Annotated in this window: 19 protein-coding genes; 14 read left to right on the top strand and 5 right to left on the bottom strand. The window is 69.5% G+C overall.

All coding sequences use genetic code 11. The features are described from left to right. Positions 1 to 84: 84 nt before the first annotated feature. Entirely contained in the window at positions 85 to 684 is a 600-nt protein-coding gene (gene idi / locus FLW16_RS33270; RefSeq protein WP_142564162.1) for an isopentenyl-diphosphate Delta-isomerase, read from the top strand. A 93-nt stretch (positions 685 to 777) separates the two neighbouring features. Here the strand turns inward: idi and FLW16_RS33265 are convergent, their stop codons facing one another. Next, on the bottom strand, positions 778 to 1,857 hold the full coding sequence (locus FLW16_RS33265; RefSeq protein ID WP_142564161.1) for an inositol-3-phosphate synthase: 1,080 nt from the start codon (positions 1,855 to 1,857) through the stop codon (positions 778 to 780). A gap of 13 nt (positions 1,858 to 1,870) precedes the next feature. Further along, entirely contained in the window at positions 1,871 to 2,509 is a 639-nt protein-coding gene (locus FLW16_RS33260) for a PadR family transcriptional regulator (RefSeq protein ID WP_142564159.1), read from the bottom strand. A 125-nt stretch (positions 2,510 to 2,634) separates the two neighbouring features. On the opposite strand from FLW16_RS33260, the gene FLW16_RS33255 reads away from it, so the two are divergent. The 4 genes from FLW16_RS33255 to FLW16_RS33240 all read left to right on the top strand — a co-directional run bounded on the left by FLW16_RS33255 (position 2,635) and on the right by FLW16_RS33240 (position 8,807). After that, a complete protein-coding gene (locus FLW16_RS33255; RefSeq protein ID WP_142564157.1) occupies positions 2,635 to 3,018 on the top strand; it encodes a DUF5318 family protein in 384 nt (127 codons plus the stop codon). Positions 3,019 to 3,100: 82 nt separating this feature from the next. Beyond that, complete coding sequence (locus tag FLW16_RS33250; RefSeq protein ID WP_142564154.1) at positions 3,101 to 5,986, top strand: transglycosylase domain-containing protein; 2,886 nt, start codon at positions 3,101 to 3,103, stop codon at positions 5,984 to 5,986. Positions 5,987 to 6,089: 103 nt separating this feature from the next. Next, positions 6,090 to 7,457: a glycosyltransferase family 87 protein gene (locus FLW16_RS33245; protein ID WP_142564152.1), complete on the top strand. Its 1,368-nt coding sequence runs from the start codon at positions 6,090 to 6,092 to the stop codon at positions 7,455 to 7,457. 114 nt (positions 7,458 to 7,571) lie between these two features. After that, positions 7,572 to 8,807, top strand: a complete 1,236-nt coding sequence (locus tag FLW16_RS33240) for a glycosyltransferase 87 family protein (RefSeq protein WP_142564150.1) — start codon at positions 7,572 to 7,574, stop codon at positions 8,805 to 8,807. Between the two features lie 49 nt (positions 8,808 to 8,856). Here FLW16_RS33240 and FLW16_RS33235 read toward each other — a convergent pair whose 3' ends face one another. Further along, positions 8,857 to 9,648 carry a deoxyribonuclease IV gene (locus FLW16_RS33235; protein ID WP_142564148.1) on the bottom strand — a complete coding sequence of 264 codons (792 nt, stop codon included), beginning with the start codon at positions 9,646 to 9,648 and terminating at the stop codon, positions 8,857 to 8,859. A 179-nt stretch (positions 9,649 to 9,827) separates the two neighbouring features. Here FLW16_RS33235 and FLW16_RS44060 point away from each other — a divergent pair, with 179 nt between their 5' ends. Continuing rightward, complete coding sequence (locus FLW16_RS44060; RefSeq protein ID WP_179155065.1) at positions 9,828 to 10,004, top strand: hypothetical protein; 177 nt, start codon at positions 9,828 to 9,830, stop codon at positions 10,002 to 10,004. Positions 10,005 to 10,065: 61 nt separating this feature from the next. Here FLW16_RS44060 and FLW16_RS33230 read toward each other — a convergent pair whose 3' ends face one another. Further along, positions 10,066 to 10,311: a hypothetical protein gene (locus FLW16_RS33230; RefSeq protein ID WP_260615843.1), complete on the bottom strand. Its 246-nt coding sequence runs from the start codon at positions 10,309 to 10,311 to the stop codon at positions 10,066 to 10,068. A gap of 271 nt (positions 10,312 to 10,582) precedes the next feature. Here FLW16_RS33230 and rpsF point away from each other — a divergent pair, with 271 nt between their 5' ends. The 7 genes from rpsF (at position 10,583) to FLW16_RS33195 (ending at position 15,012) form a co-directional block, all read left to right on the top strand. Beyond that, positions 10,583 to 10,873: a 30S ribosomal protein S6 gene (rpsF, locus tag FLW16_RS33225; RefSeq protein WP_030508619.1), complete on the top strand. Its 291-nt coding sequence runs from the start codon at positions 10,583 to 10,585 to the stop codon at positions 10,871 to 10,873. A gap of 102 nt (positions 10,874 to 10,975) precedes the next feature. After that, entirely contained in the window at positions 10,976 to 11,518 is a 543-nt protein-coding gene (locus tag FLW16_RS33220) for a single-stranded DNA-binding protein (protein ID WP_142564145.1), read from the top strand. 86 nt (positions 11,519 to 11,604) lie between these two features. After that, positions 11,605 to 11,841: a 30S ribosomal protein S18 gene (gene rpsR, locus FLW16_RS33215; protein WP_030508621.1), complete on the top strand. Its 237-nt coding sequence runs from the start codon at positions 11,605 to 11,607 to the stop codon at positions 11,839 to 11,841. A gap of 18 nt (positions 11,842 to 11,859) precedes the next feature. Next, entirely contained in the window at positions 11,860 to 12,306 is a 447-nt protein-coding gene (gene rplI / locus FLW16_RS33210) for a 50S ribosomal protein L9 (RefSeq protein ID WP_142564143.1), read from the top strand. Positions 12,307 to 12,485: 179 nt separating this feature from the next. Beyond that, on the top strand, positions 12,486 to 13,367 hold the full coding sequence (locus tag FLW16_RS33205; protein WP_142564142.1) for an ABC transporter substrate-binding protein: 882 nt from the start codon (positions 12,486 to 12,488) through the stop codon (positions 13,365 to 13,367). Continuing rightward, positions 13,364 to 14,272, top strand: coding sequence for an amino acid ABC transporter permease (locus tag FLW16_RS33200; protein WP_142564140.1), 909 nt, complete (start codon positions 13,364 to 13,366; stop codon positions 14,270 to 14,272). Before FLW16_RS33205 ends, FLW16_RS33200 begins: the two co-directional genes overlap by 4 nt. Beyond that, on the top strand, positions 14,269 to 15,012 hold the full coding sequence (locus FLW16_RS33195) for an amino acid ABC transporter ATP-binding protein (RefSeq protein WP_142564138.1): 744 nt from the start codon (positions 14,269 to 14,271) through the stop codon (positions 15,010 to 15,012). The genes FLW16_RS33200 and FLW16_RS33195 overlap by 4 nt, the downstream gene beginning before the upstream one ends. Before the next feature lies 1 nt (position 15,013). On the opposite strand, the gene FLW16_RS33190 is transcribed toward FLW16_RS33195, so the two are convergent. Continuing rightward, a complete protein-coding gene (locus FLW16_RS33190; RefSeq protein WP_142564136.1) occupies positions 15,014 to 16,345 on the bottom strand; it encodes an MATE family efflux transporter in 1,332 nt (443 codons plus the stop codon). A gap of 291 nt (positions 16,346 to 16,636) precedes the next feature. Between FLW16_RS33190 and dnaB the strand changes: the two genes are divergently transcribed. Continuing rightward, on the top strand, positions 16,637 to 19,513 hold the full coding sequence (dnaB, locus tag FLW16_RS33185) for a replicative DNA helicase (RefSeq protein ID WP_260615841.1): 2,877 nt from the start codon (positions 16,637 to 16,639) through the stop codon (positions 19,511 to 19,513). Positions 19,514 to 19,533 lie beyond the last annotated feature (20 nt).

Genomic DNA, 19,533 nt, shown 5'->3' with positions numbered 1-19,533 from the left:
ACGATCACGTCCGGGCATCAGGATCAACCCTGATAAAGCCCCCTACGTCTCACTCGCATCAAGGTGATCACGTACTCTCGCAGAGTGACTTCACAGGAACATGTCGTGCTGGTCGACGGCGAGGGCAACCCGATCGGCACCGCTCCCAAGTCCACCGTCCACGGCGCCGACACGCCGCTGCATCTGGCGTTCTCCAGCTACGTCTTCGACCACCGGGGGCGCGTGCTGCTGTCGCGGCGGGCGGGCTCGAAGCTGACCTGGCCCGACGCGTGGACCAACAGCTGCTGCGGGCACCCGCTGCCGGGCGAGTCGACGTCGTCGGCGGTGATCCGCCGCCTCGGGTTCGAGCTGGGCCTGGCCGTCGAGTCCGTCGACCTGATCCTGCCGGGCTTCTCCTACCGGGCCGTGATGGACAACGGCACGGTGGAGAACGAGCTGTGCCCGGTCTACCGGGCCGTGGTGACCGAAGAGGCCGCGCCCAACGCCGAGGAGGTGGGCGAGGTCCGGTGGGAGCCCTGGACGCGCTTCGCCGCCGAGGTGATGAGCGGGGAGCTGGACATCTCGCCCTGGGCCCGGGAGCAGGTGCCCCAGCTCGTCGCGCTCGGGCCGGACCCGCTGACCTGGCCGGTGGCCGACGCCGCGGCCCTGCCGCCGGCCGCGCGCCCGCTCACCTCGAACAACTGAGACAGGCTGAGACGCGCCGGAGACCCCGGGACACGGGACCGCCCCGGTCCGATCGAGCGGAGCCGGGGCGGGACACGCGGTGGACGACGGACGTCAGCTCTCGACCTCGCCGCGGATGAACTTCTCGACGGCCTCGCGGGCGTCGTCGTCGGAGTACTGCTCCGGCGGCGACTTCATGAAGTAGGACGAGGGCGACAGCAGCGGGCCGCCGATGCCCCGGTCGAGAGCGATCTTGGCCGCGCGGACCGCGTCGATGATGATGCCGGCCGAGTTGGGCGAGTCCCAGACCTCGAGCTTGTACTCCAGGTTGAGCGGGGTGTCGCCGAACGACCTGCCCTCGAGGCGGACGTAGGCCCACTTGCGGTCGTCCAGCCACGGGACGTGGTCGGACGGGCCGATGTGGACGTCGGCCTTGGCCATCTCGTGCGGGATCTGCGACGTGACCGACTGGGTCTTGGAGATCTTCTTGGACTGGAGGCGGGTGCGCTCCAGCATGTTCATGAAGTCCATGTTGCCGCCGAAGTTGAGCTGGTAGGTGCGCAGCAGCTCGACCCCGCGGTCCTCGAACAGCTTGGCCAGCACCCGGTGCGTGATCGTGGCGCCGACCTGCGACTTGATGTCGTCGCCCACGATCGGGACGCCGGCCTCGGTGAACTTCGCGGCCCACTCGGGGTCGGAGGCGATGAAGACCGGCAGCGCGTTGACGAAGGCCACCTTGGCGTCGATCGCGCACTGCGCGTAGAAGCGGTCGGCCTCCTCCGAGCCCACCGGGAGGTAGGACACCAGGACGTCGACCCGGGCGTCCTTCAACGCCTGGACGACGTCGACCGGCTGCTCGTCCGACTCCTCGATGATCTCGCGGTAGTACGTGCCCAGCCCGTCGAAGGTCGGGCCGCGCTGCACGGTGACGCCGAGCGGCGGCACGTCGCAGATCTTGATGGTGTTGTTCTCGGAGGCGACGATGGCCTCCGACAGGTCGCGGCCGACCTTCTTGGCGTCCACGTCGAAGGCCGCGACGAACTCCACGTCACCGACGTGGTAGTCGCCGAACCGCACGTGCATCAGGCCCGGCACACGGCTGCCCGGATCCGCGTCCTTGTAGTAGTGGACGCCCTGCACCAGCGATGAGGCGCAGTTGCCCACACCGACGATGGCTACGCGCACCGAACCCATAGCACTCGCTCCTTTACCTATCTGCCTCGGGCGTGTCCGCCCTCTGGGTCTCTTCCTGTACGGCTTGCGCGAGATCCGGGGGGTGATCCCCCTCGCCGGGAGCCGAACGGCTCCGCCGTTCCGAGTCGATCAGCTCGTTCAGCCAGCGGACCTCGCGCTCGACCGACTCCAGCCCGTGGCGCTGGAGCTCAAGCGTGTAACTGTCCAGCCGCTCTCTCGTACGGGCGAGAGCCTCACGGACGCGGTCGAGGCGTTCTTCCAGGCGGCTGCGGCGGCCCTCCAGGATACGGAGCCGCACCTCCGCCTCCGTGTGACGGAAGAAGGCGAAGTGGATGCCGAAGCTCTCGTCCTCCCAGGAGGACGGGCCCGACTGGCTGAGCAGCTCCTGCAACCGCTCCTTGCCCTCCGCCGTGATCTTGTAGACGATCTTCGACCTGCGGCCGAGAACCGTGTCCTCAGGAGGCTCTTCCTCGGCGATGAGGCCTTCGTTGAGCAGACCCCTGAGGCAGGGATACAGCGAGCCGTAGGAGAACGCACGGAACATGCCGAGCAGCGTGTTGAGCCGTTTGCGCAGCTCGTATCCGTGCAAGGGCGTTTCGTGCAGCGATCCCAGGACGGCGAGCTCCAGCACACCTCCACGAGAGCCCGTCACTGGAACCACCTCCTGTGTCCGACCGATGTATCGACTCGATACATCCGCAGGATACGTCGGGGTGTCATATATGGCAACGGGTCAACGGTTGGGCAAGATTTGGCAAAGGGTCGTAATCTGGCCACATGTGGTCACAGCGGTCGGTCGTGGACTACGGCCTCGCTAAGCGGGCGGCCGTACAGTCCGTCCGCTCCGGCCGCATGCGGGCGCGGGACGTGTGTGACGCCCAGCCATACCTGCTGCGCGCGGCTCGGTTCCACGGAGAGCCGACGAGTCGCATGTGCCCCATATGCGAACGAAGGAACGTGACCAACGTCACATACGTATATGGGGATGAACTAGGACGAGTGGCCGGCCAGGCAAAAGGGCTGGCCGAGCTCACCGCGATGGCCCGGGAATACCGCGAATTCCGGGTCTACGTGGTGGAGGTCTGCCAAGGTTGTTCCTGGAACCACCTGGCGGTGTCGTTCGTCCTCGGAACAGCCGATCCCCCGGGCCCTTCTCTGTAGGGCGACCTCCACCTCCAGGAGGCCAGCCCGCCGGCCTGCCGGCCGACGTCGATCAATTCCCCGAACCATCTGACGAGGACGCGTGACTTACAGCAGCTACGGACCGGAGCCGACCGGCCGTCCCGAGGACGCCTCGGGCTCCGGTGGATCAGCCCGCCCTGGGCGCCGCCGTCGCTCGCCCAGGGAATCCGACGAGTACGGCGAGTATGGCGAGCCCGCCCCGCCGCGACAGCCCGGCAGGGGACCGGCCCCACAGCCGCCCCGGGCCTCCCGGCAGGGAGGACCCGAGCAGCGCCGCAGGGAGGCGGCCGCCTTCGAGGACACGGCCGCCATGAACGCGGTGCCTCCGGGCTCGCCGCAGGGACCGCAGCAGGGATCCCGGGGTCCGGTGGGCGGCGGACGCCCACCGGCGGGCCGTGACCCGCGCTACGCGGCCGGCCCCGGCGGTCCAGGCGGTCCCGGTCGGCCCGGCGTTCCCGGCGGGGACGAGCGCACCCAGGCGATGGGCATGCCGACGGGCGGCCTCCGCCGCGACGCCCGCGGGGGCGCGGACGGGCAGAGCACCGAGGCGATCCAGACCGGCGGCCGCCGCCGCAGGTCCCCGGGCCGGGGTGGCCGCGGTCCCGGAGGCCCCGGTGGTCCGGGTGGTCCGGAAGGTCCCGGCGGGCGCGGCCCCCGGGATCCGCGTGACTTCGACGAGGACGACGAGAAGCCGCGCCGTAGGGGCTGGAAGCGCTTCCTGCCGAGCTGGAAGATCCTCGTTGCGGCCTTCACCGTGCTGGTCGCCGGCCTCTTCGGCATGATCGCGGTGGCGTACGCCAACACCCCGACGCCGACCGCGACCCAGGCGGAAGCAGTGGCCCAGGGCAGCACCATCTACTACAGCGACGGCAAGACGCTGATCGGAAAGGTGGGCACCCCGCGCGTCATCCTGGACAGCATCAACAAGGTGCCGCGGCACGTCCAGGACGCCGTCATCGCGATCGAGAACAACACCTTCCGCGAGGACAGCGGCATCTCGATCCCCGGCATGATCCGGTCGGTCTACATGACGGCCACCGGCCAGCAGCTCCAGGGCGCCTCGACCATCACCCAGCAGATGGCCCGCAACTACTACGACGGCCTGAGCCAGGAAGTGTCGATCAAGCGCAAGATCAAGGAGATCTTCGTCGCGGTCAAGCTCGACAAGGAGATGCCCAAGGACCAGATCCTGCTCCAGTACCTCAACACGGTGCCCTTCGGCCGCGCGTACGGCATCGAGGCCGCCGCGCAGGCGTACTTCAAGAAGCACGTCGACAAGCTCACCGTGGAACAGGGCGCCTACCTCGCCGCGCGCATCCAGACGCCCGCCCTGGACGCCGACTCCCCGCGGTTGCAGAGCCGGTTCAAGGACGTCGTCAACGCCATGGCGAAGCTCGACCCCGCCAAGTACGGCAACCTGCCGAGCACGGCCAAGTTCCCCAAGACCGTCCCGGCGAACACCAGGGACGAGTACGGCGGCCTCAGGGGTTACATGATCGTCCAGGTGCTGCAAGAGCTGAAGACCCGGATGAACCTGTCGCCCGACCAGGTCAGGAGCGGCGGCTACAAGATCGTCTCGACCTTCGACAAGAAGCTCATGCAGGCCGCCAAGAAGGCGGTGACCGCCACCACGTCCAGCATGTCGAAGGAGTTCCACGCCGGATTGGCCGCCGTGGATCCCAAGACGGGGCGCGTGCTCGCGTTCTACGGCGGCAACGACTACGTCAAGGACCCCTGGAACGAGCCGTTCGACTCGAAGAAACAGGCCGCCTCGGCCTTCAAGCCGTATGTGCTGGCCGCCTGGCTGGACGCCGGGTACAGCCTGAACAGCTGGCTGCCCGGCAACCAGACCGTGCCCAAGGAACTGCCGGGCCAGGCGAAGGGCGGTATCACCAACGGCCACTCCGTGCCCGCCGCCATCAACGCCATCTATGCGACCTCGCACTCGATCAACACGGCCTTCGCCTCCATGGCATACAAGCTGGACGAGGAGAACGGCACGGTCGGGCAGCTCACCGCGGTGAAGCAGATCGCCGAGGAGGCGGGGCTCGACAAGACCCGGCTGGAGGACGACGTCAAGGAGCACCAGTACCAGTTCTCCATCGGCAGCGCCCTGGTCACCCCGGTCGAGCAGGCCGCCGGCTACTCGATCTTCGCCAACGAGGGCAAGCATGTCGACTACCACGTCGTCAAGGAGGTCCGGAAGGACAAGGCGGTCGTCATCACCGAACGGCGTGACATCAAGCAGGTGATCACGCCCGAGGCGGCGGCCGACTCCGTGGCGGCCATGGAGGAGGTCCTGAAGTCGGGTACGGCGGCGGGCAAGGGCATCGGCCGCCCCGCCGCGGGCAAGACCGGCACCAACAATGACGAGAAGGAAGCCTGGTTCGTCGGCTTCACTCCGCAGCTGTCGGTCGCGGTCGGCATGTACCGCGAGCAGTGCGTCACCAAGAGCGGCAAGGTCGTGGAGCCGATCTACTCCAACTGCCCGACCACCCCGGGCGGGAAGGAGAGCAAGAAGTACGGCCCCAACAACCCGTACACGCGTCCGCATGAGGTGTCACTGGGCTTCGAGGGCGCCGGCCCGCCGACCACGATCTGGCGGACGTTCATGATGGATGCGCTCGCGGGCAAGCCCGTCGAGCAGTTCCCGCAGAAGGCCGGGCTGGGCAGTCCGGAGAACATCGTGCCGAGCCCGACGCCGAGCCCGTCGCCCGAACCGGACGACGGCGGGTTCCCGACGGACTTCCCGACCGACTTCCCCGACGACGGCGGCTGCTACGACGGCGGCCCGGGGTGCGACAGCGGTGACGGCCTCGGCCACGACCAGGGAGGGGGCGGCCAGGACGGCGGCCCCGGGGGCGACGACGTCCCGTTGAACATCAACCAGCCCCCGGCCGCCATGCCGACCGGGTCAGGAAACGGCAGGAGCGGCAGCGGCGCCTGATCCGCGATCCGGTGTCCTGAAGGGGCCCGCGGCGACTTCCGCCGCGGGCCCTTTCGGTGCGCGGAGTCGCCAAGCCGAGGCGTTGAATGGTGCAATACCGAGCATGACGACCCGGACCACGAACGACTCCGCCCCGCTGCCCGGGGTCGCCGCGCGGGCGGTGCCGTACCTGCCTCTCGGGCTTCTCGCGGGGCTCGGCGCCGTTCTCGCGTATCTGTGGAAATATCCCTGCCGGTTCGGCGGAGCCTGGAACGGCGGTGTCGGGCAGTTCACGAACTTCTGCTACACCGACATCTATCCGCTGTTCTGGGCGGAGAAGCTCAACGAGGGCAAGGTCCCGTACGTCGACTACCCGGTCGAATATCCGGTGGGCATCGGCGGGATCATGGAGTTCGCCCGCAGGCTCGCGCACGGCGACGGGGTCGTGTTCTACGACGTCACCGTGGTCCTGATGGGGATCTCGCTGGTCGCGGGCGTGCTGCTCACGGCCGCGCTCGCAGGGCCGGCCCGCCGCTGGGACGCCCTCTGGTACGCCGTCGGCCCGGCCGTCATCCTCTGCGCGTACATCAACTGGGACCTGGCCGCGGGAGCCCTCGCGCTCGGCGGTCTGCTGGCCTGGTCCCGTCACCGGCCGTGGCTCGCCGGCGTGCTGCTGGCGCTCGCCGTGGCCACCAAGTTCTACCCGCTGATGTTCTTCGGCGCGTTGTTCCTGCTCACGGTGCGGACGGCGAAGTGGGTGCCGTTCCTCAAGACCGCCGCGGCGGCCGCGGCCGCGTGGCTGCTGGTGAACGTGCCGATCATGCTGGTCAACTTCGAGGGCTGGAAGAAGTTCTACGCGTTCAGCAGCGAGCGCGGCGCCGACTGGGGCGGGCTGTGGTTCTTCTTCCAGAAGACCCAGTGGTTCGGCATGGAAAGGCCGGGTTTCCTGGCCTTTCTCGGCGACGCCGAGAAGCTGAACACCATGGCTATGGCCGCGCTGGCGGTGCTGCTGCTGGGCGTCGCCGTGCTGGCGCTCGCCGCTCCGCGCCGGCCGCGCCTGATGCAGCTGTGCTTCCTCGCCCTGGCCGCCTTCATGATCACCAACAAGGTGTGGTCGCCGCAGTACGTCCTGTGGCTGGTGCCGTTCGCGGTGCTGGCCAGGCCGAGGTGGGGCGCGCTGGCCGCCTGGCAGGTCGCCGAGTGCTGGTACTTCTTCTCGATCTGGCTCTACCTGGTCAGCCAGTATCCGGACCACGCCGGGGAGGGCATCGGCGACGACCCCTACTTCCTGTCGGTCTGGGCCCGGGCGCTGACCATCGTCATCCTCATGGCGCTCGTCGTCCGCGACATCCTGCGGCCCGAGCACGACGTCGTACGCCAAGGGGAGGCCGACGACCCGTCCGGCGGGGTGTTCGACCACGCCGAGGACCGTCTCGTGCTGCGCCGTTCGCTCCTCGCGCGGGGCGCGCGGCAGCAGCCGGAGACGGCGTGAGCGCGTGAAACTTACATCGGATTTCGCGCCCGTCGCGGCGCGGCCAGGAGCCGTCCGAGCGGAGGCATCGCGTAGCGTCGCGTGAGAGTGTGCGCGACGAACGGGGGAGACGCGATGCGCCGGAGGCCACCATGGCTCCTGCTGCTGGTGTGGGCCGCGACCAGGGGAATCCTCCTGCTCGTCGCGACCCAGACCATCCCGACCGGGCACGGCGAGGCCTTCAGGAACGACGTCACCCTCTACCGCGCCTGGTCCGACGTCCTGATGGAGGGGGAGTTCCCCGCGGGTGACGAGAAGTGGCAGTATCCGCCGTTCGCGGCGCTGCCGCTGCTCGCCCCCCGCTTGCTGCCGCTGGGCTACCACGTCGCCTTCTACCTGCTGGCGGCGCTGTGCGACCTCGCGATCCTGCTCCTGCTCTGGTGGTTCTCGACCTCCCGCCGCGGTGGCGGCCGTACGGGCCCGTGGGCGTGGACCGTAGGCGCGGCCCTGCTCGGCCCGGTGCTCGTCTCCCGGTATGACCTCATGGTCACGCTCGTGGCGGTGCTCGCGCTGACGGCGTCGGCCAACCCGGCGGTGCGCGGGTCGCTCATCGGCGTCGGGCTCCTCGTGAAGGTGTGGCCGGTCGCGCTGCTCGCCGGCCTGCGGCGGTGGCGCGAGCTGCTGACCGCGTCGGGGCTCACGCTCGTCGTCGCGGTGGCGGGATGCGGCGCGGCCGCCCTGACCCTGCCGCACGCGCTGGACTTCCTGACCGCGCAGGAGGAGCGGGGGCTGCAGATCGAGTCGCTGGCCGCCACGCCCTTCGCGCTCGCCCGGGCCCTCGGCTGGTGGGACGGCTACACCACCTACCAGCACGGCGCGATGGAGGCCGTCGGCGGCGGCGTGGGCGTCGCGGCGATGCTGAGCCTGGCCGCCACGCCCGTGGCGCTGGCGCTGGTCGGCCTGTGGTGGCTGCGCGCGGCCCCCAGCCCGAGGTCGTACTACGACGCCGCCCTCACCACCGTGCTCTTCCTGGTCGCCACCAGCCGGGTGCTGTCACCGCAGTACCTCGTGTGGGTGATCGGCATCGCCGCCGTCATCCTGTCGGTGCGGCGCGACGGGCCGGGCCCGACGCAGCGGCCGGCCGCCCTGCTCGTCATGGTGGCCGCCCTGCTGACGGGGATCATGTATCCCTGGGTGGAGCAGGACTACAGCTGGACGGGCGCCCTGCCGGGGACGCTCGTGCTGGTCCTGCGCAACCTCGTGTTCCTGGCCGCGGCCGTCACGTCGTACGTGCAGTTGTGGCGCGCCACGCGCAGGCCCGGGCGGGTGAGGGACGAGCAAGACGTTCGGGCGGCCGTACCCGCTTCCTGAGGGTTTCAATCCGCAGAGTTATCCACAGGGTGTGGACGAGTGCGAGTGTCTACAGGTGCTTGCGCAGGAACGCGATGTCGTCGGCCTGGCCCTCGAACGGCGTCTCGACCACGATCGGCGCCCCCGCCGCCCGGCAGACCTCCAGGATCGACTCGGGGTCGATCTGCCCGCTGCCGAGGTTGGCATGGCGGTCGGCCCCGGAGTCGAACGCGTCCCGCGAGTCGTTGCAGTGCACGAGGTCGATGCGGCCCGTGATCGCCTTCACCCGCTCCACGAGCCCGGCGAGCTCCTCGCCTCCCGCGTGGAAGTGACAGGTGTCCAGGCAGAAGCCGACGACCGAGGGGTCCGGCGCCCCCGCCGTCACCGCGTCCCACAGCCGGGCGATGCGCTCCAGCTTGCGCGCCATCGCGTTGCCGCCGCCGGCCGTGTTCTCGATCAGCACGGGTACCGGGCACTCGGTGCGCTCGAAGACCTTGCGCCAGTTGTCGAAGCCGGTCTGCGGGTCGTCGCCCGCGTTGACGTGCCCGCCGTGGACGATCAGGCCCTTGGCGCCGATGGCCGCCGCGGCCTTGAGGTGCGCGTCGAGCAGCTTGCGGCTCGGGATGCGGATGCGGTTGTTCGCGGTGGCGACGTTGATGACGTACGGCGCGTGCACGTAGACGTCCACGTCCGAGACGCGCAGGGCGTCGGCGGTGGCGGGTGTCACCGGGCCCTTCCAGCCCTGGGGGTCGCCGAGGAAGAACTGCACCACGTCGGCGTCGCGGGCCGCCGCGTGCGCCAGCGGGTCGTCCTGGTCGACGTGGGCTCCGATCCGCGGGCGGGAGCCACTGTGGCTGTCCATGCCGTTCCTCCACCATCGCTTGCGTGTTAAGGGGCTGCCGGACGCGGAGGGCGAACTCTATGCGCTCTCCAAGAGCGTTTCAAGAGGACACGCTGTTTCAAAAGTGCGAACCAGGGCAGTCGCGTGTCGCGCGCCCCGAAACCCGCGCGCGATACTACTTCGTCGTCAAGGAGACGAGCATGAGATATCGCTTAGGCAGCTTCATCCTTCTCATCTACATCCTCGTCGGCCTCTACGTGGCCTGGCTCCACAACTACATCACCCCCACCCTTCTCAAGCAGGTCGCCCAGGCTCTGATCGCGGTCTTCCTGTGGTTCCTCGTACTGCTCGGCGTGGATCTGCACATCGGCGGCTGACCGGCCACGCCTCAACCGCCCGGGCTTCGGTCGTGTGGGCTTCAGCCGCGTCATGTGGGCTTCAGCCGCGCAGGGTGAATCCGCGGGGGAAGAAGCCCCCGTGCGCGATGCCCAGCGCGGCGCCGACGAACGACCCCACGATCCCCACGATGATCAGTGCCCGCTGTCTGGTGGTCGACGAGACGAACTGGGCGTACAGGCCGCCCCAGAACCCGATCGCGCCCACCCATGACGCGATCATGTGGGCCATCACGATGAAGCCCGTGACGAACGCCACCAGGCCGCACACCAGCGTCGCGATCGTCATCGCGTTCTCCCGCGGGTGCGGCCTGCCGTCCGTGTTCAGCGTGAGATGAACGGGGTGCCTTCTCTTGCGGCCGATGGCGTGTCGCATCGCGCCTACCCCCTCTCCGACCTCCAGTTTCACTCTCCGGGCCGGGTACGGCCAAGTGGCTGGTAGCCTTATTCGACTGCGTCTGATAAGGGCCGGGGGCTTGGCCGCCCGGCGCGAGGCGCAGGGTCCTCCTGTCACGGCAAGGCGTCGTGACCGCAAGAGTCCAGAGGAGGTTGGATCACTCATGCGTCGCTACGAGATGATGGTCATTCTCGACCCGTCCCTCGACGAGCGCACCGTGCAGCCGTCGCTCGACCAGTTCCTCACCGTCGTCCGCAACGACGGCGGCACCGTGGAGAAGGTCGACGTCTGGGGCCGTCGCCGCCTGTCCTACGACATCGCCAAGAAGTCCGAGGGCATCTACGCCGTGGTCGACCTGACCGCCGAGCCCGCCACCGTGAAGGAGCTGGACCGTCAGCTCAACCTGAACGAGGGCATCCTCCGCACCAAGGTCATCCGCCCCGAGCTCCACTGAGCTCCACAGGCAGAACCCGAAGCCCCGGCGGTTTGTCGGGGCCGGGCCGTACTCTGAGCCCTTGACGGCTCAGCTGACGGGATAGGAAGGCGAAAGCGACCGATGGCAGCAGGCGACACCCAAATCACGATCGTCGGCAATCTTGTCGACGACCCGGAGCTGCGCTTCACCCCGACGGGGCAGGCCGTGGCCCGGTTCCGCATCGCGTCCACTCCGCGGTTCCTCGACAGGCAGACCAACGAGTGGAAGGACGGCGAGGGCCTGTTCCTCACCTGCAACGTCTGGAGGCAGGCGGCGGAGAACGTCGCAGAGAGCCTCCAGCGCGGCATGCGGGTCATCGTGCAGGGACGGCTGCGCCAACGGTCGTACGAGACCAAGGAAGGCGAGAAGCGCACGGTCTACGAGGTCGAGGTCGACGAGGTCGGCCCCTCGCTGCGCAACGCCACGGCGAAGGTCAACAAGACCTCCCGCCAGGGCGGTGGCGGTGGCGGCGGCTTCGGAGGCGGCCCGGCCAACGACCCGTGGGCGACCGCGGCGCCCGCTCCGCAGGGGGGCTACGGCTCCGGCGGTGGCGGCGGCTTCGGCGGCCCGCAGGGCGGCGGTGGCGGCTTCGGCGGCGACTTCAGCGACGAACCGCCCTTCTAGGTCACCGGGGCCTTCCGGTCCCACCAACGTAAACACAACCGAGCGACCATTCCCGCGACATGCGGGGCTCTGAGAGGAGCACCACGATGGCGAAGCCGGCAATCCGCAAGCCCAAAAAGAAGGTTTGCCTTTTCTGCCACGACAAGATCTCCTACGTCGACTACAAGGACACGGGGCTGCTGCGGAAGTTCATCTCCGACCGCGGCAAGATCCGTGCCCGCCGGGTGACGGGCAACTGCACCCAGCACCAGCGCGACGTGGCGACCGCTATCAAGAACGCCCGTGAGATGGCCCTGCTGCCGTACACGAGCACCGCGCGCTGAGAAAGGAGACTCAGGACAATGAAGCTCATCCTCACTACTGAGGTCTCCGGCCTCGGCGCTCCCGGCGACGTCGTCGAGGTGAAGGACGGCTACGGCCGCAACTACCTCATTCCGCGTGGCTTCGCCATCCGCTGGACCCGCGGCGCCGAGTCGCAGATCGCCTCGCTGAAGAAGGCGCGTGCCGCCCGCGAGATCCGCGACCTGGGCTCCGCCAAGGAGGTCGCCGGCCAGCTCGGCGCCCTCAAGGTGCGGCTCAAGACCCGCGCGGGCGACTCGGGCCGGCTGTTCGGCTCGGTCACGACCGGCGACATCGCCGAGGCCGTCAAGGCCGCCGGCGGTCCGCAGCTCGACCGCCGTCGCATCGAGATCGGCAACGCGATCAAGAGCGTCGGCACCCACAAGGTGAGCGTCCGGCTGCACCCGGAGGTCGCCGCCACCCTCGATGTCGAGGTGGTCGCGGGCTGACACCCGTCGCAGTCCGTCGAGGGCCCTTCTCCGTCCGCCGGAGAGGGGCCCTTCGCGCTTTTCTGAGCCGCACGGCGACGAGGCGATTCCCCTCAGGTAAACAGGGGTTATACGGAACGCTAGTATCTTGCCGTCCGATTTAGCGGATTTCGTAGAAAGACCCCCTGATGGAGGCTGTGATGCGCCGTCCCTCACTCCTGCTGGCGTCCGGCGCCCTCGTGCTGGCGGCCGCCGCCTGCGCTCCGGCGGACGACACCTCCACCACCGCGAGCGCCGCCGCGAGCCCGGCCGGCTCCGCCGCCGCGAACGCGTGCGCCAAGGAGAGCCTGAAGCTCACCACTCCCGGCAAGCTCACGATCGGCACCGACAAGCCGGCGTACGAGCCGTGGTTCAAGGAGGACGACCCCTCCAACGGCCAGGGCTTCGAGAGCGCGGTCGCCTACGCGGTGGCCGGGAAGATGGGCTTCACCAAGGACGAGGTCGCCTGGGCGGTCGTGCCGTTCGACTCGTCGTTCGCCCCCGGGCCCAAGCAGTTCGACTTCGACATCAACCAGATCTCCATCACCCCCAGCCGGGCCAAGGCCGTCGACTTCAGCCAGGGCTACTACACGGTCAAGCAGGGCGTGGTGGCCCTCGACGGCACGAAGTTCGCCTCCGCCACGAGCCTCGCCGAGCTCAAGGACGCCAAGATCGGCGTGCAGGCCGGCACGACCGCGCTGGAGGCGGTGCGGTCGGTCATACAGCCCGGCAAGGACCCGAGCGTGTTCAACCAGCAGGTGGACGCGGTCAACGCGCTGAAGAACAAGCAGATCGACGCCATCGTCGTCGACCTGCCGACGGCCTTCTACGTCACCGCCGCCCAGGTGAAGGGCTCGAAGATCGTCGGCCAGTTCGCCGCGAACGGCGGCGAGCCGGAGGAGTTCGGCCTGCTGTTCCAGAAGGGCAGCTCGCTGGTGAGCTGCGTCGACAAGGCGATCGGCGAGCTGAAGTCGTCCGGTGAGCTGGCGCAGATCGAGAGCCAGTGGCTGACCGCCGCCGCGGGCGCGCCGGAGCTCAAGTGACCGACGGGCAGTCCGCCGCCTCCCCCGTGCCGACGGGAGACGCGGAGCAGGCGGGGCCTGTGTGGGTGAAGAGCGAGCGGCAGCTCCGCCGGGAGGCGGAGCTGCGCGGCCGGGCGCGGCGGTCGACCTCGGTCGCCACCGCGTCCACGATCGTCGTCCTGGTCGCCCTGGTCGTCGTGGTCACCTCGTCGCCGGGGTGGCCGCGGGTGCGGGAGACCTTCTTCAGCCCCGAGGCGTTCGTCGATGCACTGCCCGACGTGCTGCGCGGGATCCTGCTCAACATCAAGATCTTCCTCATCGCCGAGGTGTTCATCCTCGTGCTGGGGCTGCTCATCGCACTGGTGCGCGGCCTGCGCTCGCCGGTGTTCTTCCCGCTGCGCGCGCTCGCCGTGCTCTACACCGACGTGCTCCGCGGCATCCCGACCATCCTGCTCATCTATCTGGTCGGGTTCGGCATTCCCGCGCTCCAGTTGCAGGGCGCGCCGAGCGACCCGGTGGCACTCGGCATCATCGCGCTCGTGCTGTCCTACAGCGCGTACGTCGCGGAGGTGTTCCGGGCGGGGATCGAGTCGGTGCACCCCAGCCAGCGGGCGGCGGCGCGGTCGCTGGCCCTGAGCCACGGGCAGACCATGCGTTATGTGGTGCTGCCGCAGGCCGTCCGCCGGGTGATCCCGCCGCTGCTCAACGACTTCGTCGCCCTGCAGAAGGAGAGCGCGCTGGTCTCCGTGCTCGGCCCGCTGGAGGCGGTGCGGCAGGCGCAGATCCACGTCGCCTCCACTTTCAACTACACGCCCTACCTGGTGGCCGCGCTGCTGTTCATCCTGATGACGGTGCCGCTGGCCCGGTTCACCGATCATCTCGCCGCACGGGTCGAACGGCGCCAGACGGGAGGCGGCACGGCATGAGCCTGCTCAAGGTCGAGGGCGTCTGGAAGCACTACCAGGGGCTGAGCGTGCTGCGCGGGATCGACCTGGAGGTCGCCCCGCACGAGGTTGTCTGCCTGATCGGCGCGTCCGGCTCGGGCAAGTCGACGCTGCTGCGCTGCGTCAACCTGCTGGAGACGATCGACGACGGCGCGATCCATCTGGACGGCGCGGAGATCACCGACGTGCGGGCCGACCCCGACGACGTGCGCCGCCGCATCGGCATGGTGTTCCAGGCCTACAACCTGTTCCCGCACATGACCGTGCTCGACAACATCACGCTCGCGCCGCGCAAGGTGCACGGCGTGCGGCCCGAGGAGGCCGAGGCGCGGGCGCGCGAGCTGCTCGACCGGTTCGGGCTGGCCGACAAGGCGGGGGAGTACCCCGACCGGCTGTCCGGCGGCCAGCAGCAGCGGGTCGCCGTCATCCGCGCGGTCGCGACCGACCCCCGCCTGCTCCTGCTCGACGAGATCACCTCCGCGCTCGACCCCACGCTGGTCACCGAGGTGCTCGGCGTGATCCGCGAGCTCAAGGAGACCGGGATGACGATGATCCTGGCCACCCACGAGATGGGGTTCGCCCGCGACATCGCCGACACCGTGTGTTTCCTGGAGGGCGGCGTGCTGCTGGAGAGCGGCCCGCCCGAGCAGATCTTCAGCGCGCCCGAGCATCCCCGCACCCGGGCGTTCCTCCAGCGCGTGCTGGAGGCCCGCCGCATGTGAGTCAGGCGGCCGTCGTCCCCGAGGCGCCGGTGACCATCCAAGCGGTGCCGTACGCGCGGAGGGCGAGCGTGACGAGCCGGGCGGCCATCCAGACGCCGAGCGCGAGCCACAGGGCGACCAGGGTGCCCGCGACGGCGGCGAACGGCAGGTAGGCCAGCGTCGTCCACAGCCCCGCCCACGCGAGGTAGCGCTGGTCGCCGGCCCCGATGAGGACACCGTCGAGCACGAACACGACGCCCGCGATCGGCTGCAGGAGCGCGACCGGCCACAGCACGGCGAGCAGCTCGGCGGCCACCGCGCCCCGCGCGTCGAACAGGGCGGGCACCAGCGGGCGCGCCAGCAGGACGGCCGCGCAGAACACGACGCCGCACCCGACGCCCCACATCACCATGCGCCTGGTGGCCGCCCGGGTGCCCGCGGTGTCGCCCGCGCCCAGCGCGCGGCCCGTGATGGCCTGCCCCGCGATCGCGATGGCGTCGAGGGCGAAGGCGAGGAACGTCCAGATCCGGGCGGCGATCGTGTGCGCCCCGATCTGGTCGTCGCCCATCCGGGTGGCGATCGAGGTGGCGACGAGCAGCACGGCCTGCAGGCATGCCGTACGGACGACCAGGGCGAACCCCGCGGCGCCGGCGGCCCGCACCCCCGCGAGGTCGGGCAGCAGCGAGGCGCCGTGGGCGCGGGCGGTCCGTACGACCAGCGCGAGGTAGGCCGCGGCGGCCAGGGACTGCGCGGCGACCGTGCCCCAGGCCGATCCTGCGATCCCCCAGCCGAGGCCGAGCACGAACCAGATGTTGAGCAGTGCGTTCAGTGCGAACGACGCGACGGACACGGCCAGCGGCGTGCGGGTGTCCTGCAGCCCGCGCAGGACGCCGGTGCCGGCGAGGACCAGCAGCATGCCGGGGGTGCCGAGCAGGCTGATGCGCAGATAGGTGACGGCCTGCGCGGCGAGCTGGCCGGTCGCTCCGAACAGGTGTACGATAAACGGAGTAAGAGGCCAGCACGCCACACTGACGGCCAGGCCGATGATCGCGGCCAGCCACAGGCCGTCCATCCCCTGGCGCATCGCCTGCCTGACGTCCCCCGCCCCCAGCCTCCGCGCGACCGCGGCCGTGGTGGCGTACGCGAGGAACACGCACAGCCCGACGAGGGCCGACAGGGCCGCGCTGGCCACGCCGAGAGCGCCGAGCGCAGGATCGGGAAGGTGGCCGACGATGACGGAGTCGGTGAGCAGGAAGAGCGGCTCGGCCACCAGTGCCCCGAACGCCGGGATCGCGAGCCTGAGGATCTCCCTGTCGTGGGCACGGCCGTGTCCCGTTCCGGAGGTAAGTGGCATAAACCTATTTTGCGGCTTACGGAGTCATGCTCGATCGGTATCGCAGATCTCCGGTGACTTTCTTTCCTCCACAGGCCGTGGATATCGAAATCCCAGGTGGGAGCGGGCTTCGCGGATGCGGTCACATCGCTGTCCACAGGGTCGTCCCCAGGGTTTTCACATGTCACGGCAGCGGACTGCACACGTTGTCCACAGGGTTGTCCACTGGTCAAGTTGCCGCCTGGCCCTGGGGTTGGGGAGACTTGCGCACCGGGCTGGGGATGCTGTGACCGCTGGGCAGGGGGTGTGAGGGTGAGCGTGCTCGACTTCCCGGGGGGACCGGGAGGCTCCGATTCGACGTTCGAGCGGACGCCGCCGCACAACATCGAGGCCGAGCAGTCGGTGCTGGGCGGCATGCTGCTGTCCAAGGATGCCATCGCCGACGTCATCGAGGTGCTGCGCGCCGACGACTTCTACCGGCCGGCCCACCAGATCGTCTTCGAGGTGATCACCGACCTGTACGGCCGGGGCGAGCCCGCCGACTCGGTGACCGTCTTCGACGAGTTGCAGAAGCGCGGCGAGGTCGCCCGGGTCGGCGGCGGCGCCTACCTGCACACGCTGACCGCGATCGTGCCCACCGCCGCCAACGCCGGCTACTACGCGAAGATCGTCCGCGAGCAGGCCGTCCTGCGCCGCCTCATCGAGGCCGGCACCCGCATCGTCTCCTACGGGTACGGCGGCCAGGGCGAGGAGGTCGACGACCTGGTCGACCGCGCGCAGGCCGAGATCTACAAGGTCACCGAGCGCCGCACGTCCGAGGACTACCTCCCGCTGTCGGAGATCATGCCGTCGGCGCTGGACGAGATCGAGGCCATCGGCAGCCGCGGTGGCCAGATGGTCGGCGTCCCTACCGGCTTCCAGGACCTCGACGCCCTGACCAACGGCCTCCACCCCGGCCAGATGATCGTCGTCGCCGCCCGCCCGGCGATCGGCAAGGCGCTCGCTCTCGACACGCCTCTGCCCACGCCCGACGGGTGGACCACGATGGGGGAGGTGCGGGTCGGCGACCATCTGATCGGCGCCGACGGCCGTCCGACGCGCGTCGTCGCCGCCACGGACGTCATGACGGACAGGCCCTGCTACGAGGTCGAGTTCAGCGACGGCACGGTCATCGTGGCCGACGCCCAGCACCAGTGGCGTACGAGCACACGCGCCGGCCGTCGGCAGCGCTCGGGGAGCGGGACAAGCCATTACTGGTCCTCCGCCGCACTGCGGAAGGTGGAGGACGCCTACGCCACGGCGCTGGCCCTTCCCGACGAGCTCATCACCCATCAGGAGGCGATGGCCGTCGTCGGGTCGGAATTCCGGCACGTCCTCCACACAGTGCAGGGCACAGCCGGCGCGGCAGGGAAGGCGCCGCGTTCGGTGAGCGGCCCGCGCCGAAGCTATGTGTGGAACACGCCCGTGTACTCGCGCAGGAACCTGTTCCAGACCCTGCACGAACACGTGAGCAGGCCGAGGAATGCGGCCACGACCGCTGTCCACGGCGACATCGTGACCACCGAGCAGATCGCCGCCACCTTGCGCTGCGCCTCGTCGGACAACCGGCCGAACCACGCCGTCGCCGTCGCGGAAGCGTTCGACCTGCCCGAGCGAGAGCTGCCCCTATCGCCGTACGCCCTGGGCGTCTGGCTCGGGGACGGCCACAGCGACGGCGCGAGGATCACGACCGTCGAGCCCGAGATCGTCGCGCAGCTCGAGTTCGAGGGCCTGCGGGTCGACCGGCTGGGCACGGGCATCACCTACTCGCTGAAGCTCCCCGAGCCGGAGCCGGAGCCGTCGCCGGAGCACGCCTGCGTCGTCTGTGGAAAGGCGTTCGTCCCCAAGACCTCCCAGGTGTGCACGTGCGGGCGGTCCTGCGGCGGCAGGGCACGGTTCGTCTCGGAGCCGGTCCCCGCTCCGGTGTGCGGCGACTGCGGCGGGCCCTCCTCGGGGGGCAGGCGCTGTCAGAAGTGCCACGACGACCACGGCAGCGTGCAGGCGATCCTGCGCGGCCTCGGCGTGCTCGGTGACAAGCAGATTCCCCGGTCGTACCTGCGTGCGGCCGAGCGCCAGCGACGGGACCTTCTGGCCGGGCTCCTGGACACCGACGGCTACGTGAACCGCAACGGGCAGGTGCAGCTCGCGCTCACGAACCGCAGGCTCGCGGAAGACGCACTCGAACTCGTGCTCAGCCTGGGTTACAAGGCCACGATGAGGACGAAGGCCGTCAAGGGCAGGACCGCGGAGTCGTCTGTCTGCTACATGATCAACTTCACTCCGGCGGAGAAGGTCTTCCGGCTCGCGCGTAAGGCCGCCAGGCAGGTGACGAAGGCCCATCCGACTACGCGGGTGCGTTACATCGTGGACGTCCGCCCGGTGCCTTCCGTACCGGTGAGGTGTGTGGAGGTCGACAACGCCGACCACATGTACCTGGCCGGCAGGTCATGCATCCCCACGCACAACTCCACTCTGGGATTGGACTTCGCGCGGTCGGCGGCGATCAAGCATCAGATGACCACGGTCATCTTCTCGCTGGAGATGTCGCGCAACGAGATCACCATGCGTCTGCTGTCCGCCGAGGCGCGGGTGGCGCTGCACACGATGCGCTCGGGCATGATGAGCGACGACGACTGGACGCGGATGGCCCGCCGGATGGGCGAGGTCGCCGAGGCGCCGCTGTTCATCGACGACTCCCCGAACATGTCGATGATGGAGATCCGGGCCAAGTGCCGCCGCCTCAAGCAGCGCCACGACCTGCGCTTCGTGATCGTCGACTATCTCCAGCTCATGAGCTCGCCCAAGAAGACCGAGAGCCGCCAGCAGGAGGTCTCGGAGCTGTCCCGGGCACTGAAGCTGCTGGCCAAGGAGCTCGAGGTGCCGGTCATCGCGATCTCGCAGCTCAACCGTGGTCCCGAGCAGCGTACGGACAAGCGCCCACAAGTGTCAGACCTACGTGAATCGGGCTCCATCGAGCAGGACGCCGACATGGTCATCCTGCTGCACCGGGAGGACGCGTACGAGCGGGAGTCGCCGCGCGCGGGCGAGGCGGACCTGATCGTGGCCAAGCACCGAAACGGCCCCACGGCCACGGTCACGGTGGCCTTCCAGGGTCACTACAGCCGCTTCGTGGACATGGCCACGCACTGACGCCCTCGGACTGAAGGCTT

The sequence above is a fragment of the Microbispora sp. KK1-11 genome, assembly GCF_006874435.1.
Classification (GTDB): Bacteria; Actinomycetota; Actinomycetes; order Streptosporangiales; family Streptosporangiaceae; genus Microbispora; species Microbispora catharanthi.
Note: the sequence above shows the minus strand (reverse complement) of the source record. Positions and strands in the feature narration are given on the sequence as shown.

Excerpts from the sequence above, each read along its gene's own strand:
- FLW16_RS33265 (WP_142564161.1), bottom strand. The coding sequence starts at position 1,857 with ATGGGTTCGGTGCGCGTAGCCATCGTCGGTGTGGGCAACTGCGCCTCA.
- FLW16_RS33190 (WP_142564136.1), bottom strand. The coding sequence starts at position 16,345 with ATGCCACTTACCTCCGGAACGGGACACGGCCGTGCCCACGACAGGGAG.
- FLW16_RS33235 (WP_142564148.1), bottom strand. The coding sequence starts at position 9,648 with ATGGACAGCCACAGTGGCTCCCGCCCGCGGATCGGAGCCCACGTCGAC.
- FLW16_RS33255 (WP_142564157.1), top strand. The coding sequence starts at position 2,635 with ATGTGGTCACAGCGGTCGGTCGTGGACTACGGCCTCGCTAAGCGGGCG.
- FLW16_RS33240 (WP_142564150.1), top strand. The coding sequence starts at position 7,572 with ATGCGCCGGAGGCCACCATGGCTCCTGCTGCTGGTGTGGGCCGCGACC.
- FLW16_RS33245 (WP_142564152.1), top strand. The coding sequence starts at position 6,090 with ATGACGACCCGGACCACGAACGACTCCGCCCCGCTGCCCGGGGTCGCC.
- FLW16_RS33205 (WP_142564142.1), top strand. The coding sequence starts at position 12,486 with ATGCGCCGTCCCTCACTCCTGCTGGCGTCCGGCGCCCTCGTGCTGGCG.
- FLW16_RS33195 (WP_142564138.1), top strand. The coding sequence starts at position 14,269 with ATGAGCCTGCTCAAGGTCGAGGGCGTCTGGAAGCACTACCAGGGGCTG.
- rpsF (WP_030508619.1), top strand. The coding sequence starts at position 10,583 with ATGCGTCGCTACGAGATGATGGTCATTCTCGACCCGTCCCTCGACGAG.
- rpsR (WP_030508621.1), top strand. The coding sequence starts at position 11,605 with ATGGCGAAGCCGGCAATCCGCAAGCCCAAAAAGAAGGTTTGCCTTTTC.
- FLW16_RS44060 (WP_179155065.1), top strand. The coding sequence starts at position 9,828 with ATGAGATATCGCTTAGGCAGCTTCATCCTTCTCATCTACATCCTCGTC.
- FLW16_RS33230 (WP_260615843.1), bottom strand. The coding sequence starts at position 10,311 with ATGACGATCGCGACGCTGGTGTGCGGCCTGGTGGCGTTCGTCACGGGC.
- rplI (WP_142564143.1), top strand. The coding sequence starts at position 11,860 with ATGAAGCTCATCCTCACTACTGAGGTCTCCGGCCTCGGCGCTCCCGGC.
- FLW16_RS33220 (WP_142564145.1), top strand. The coding sequence starts at position 10,976 with ATGGCAGCAGGCGACACCCAAATCACGATCGTCGGCAATCTTGTCGAC.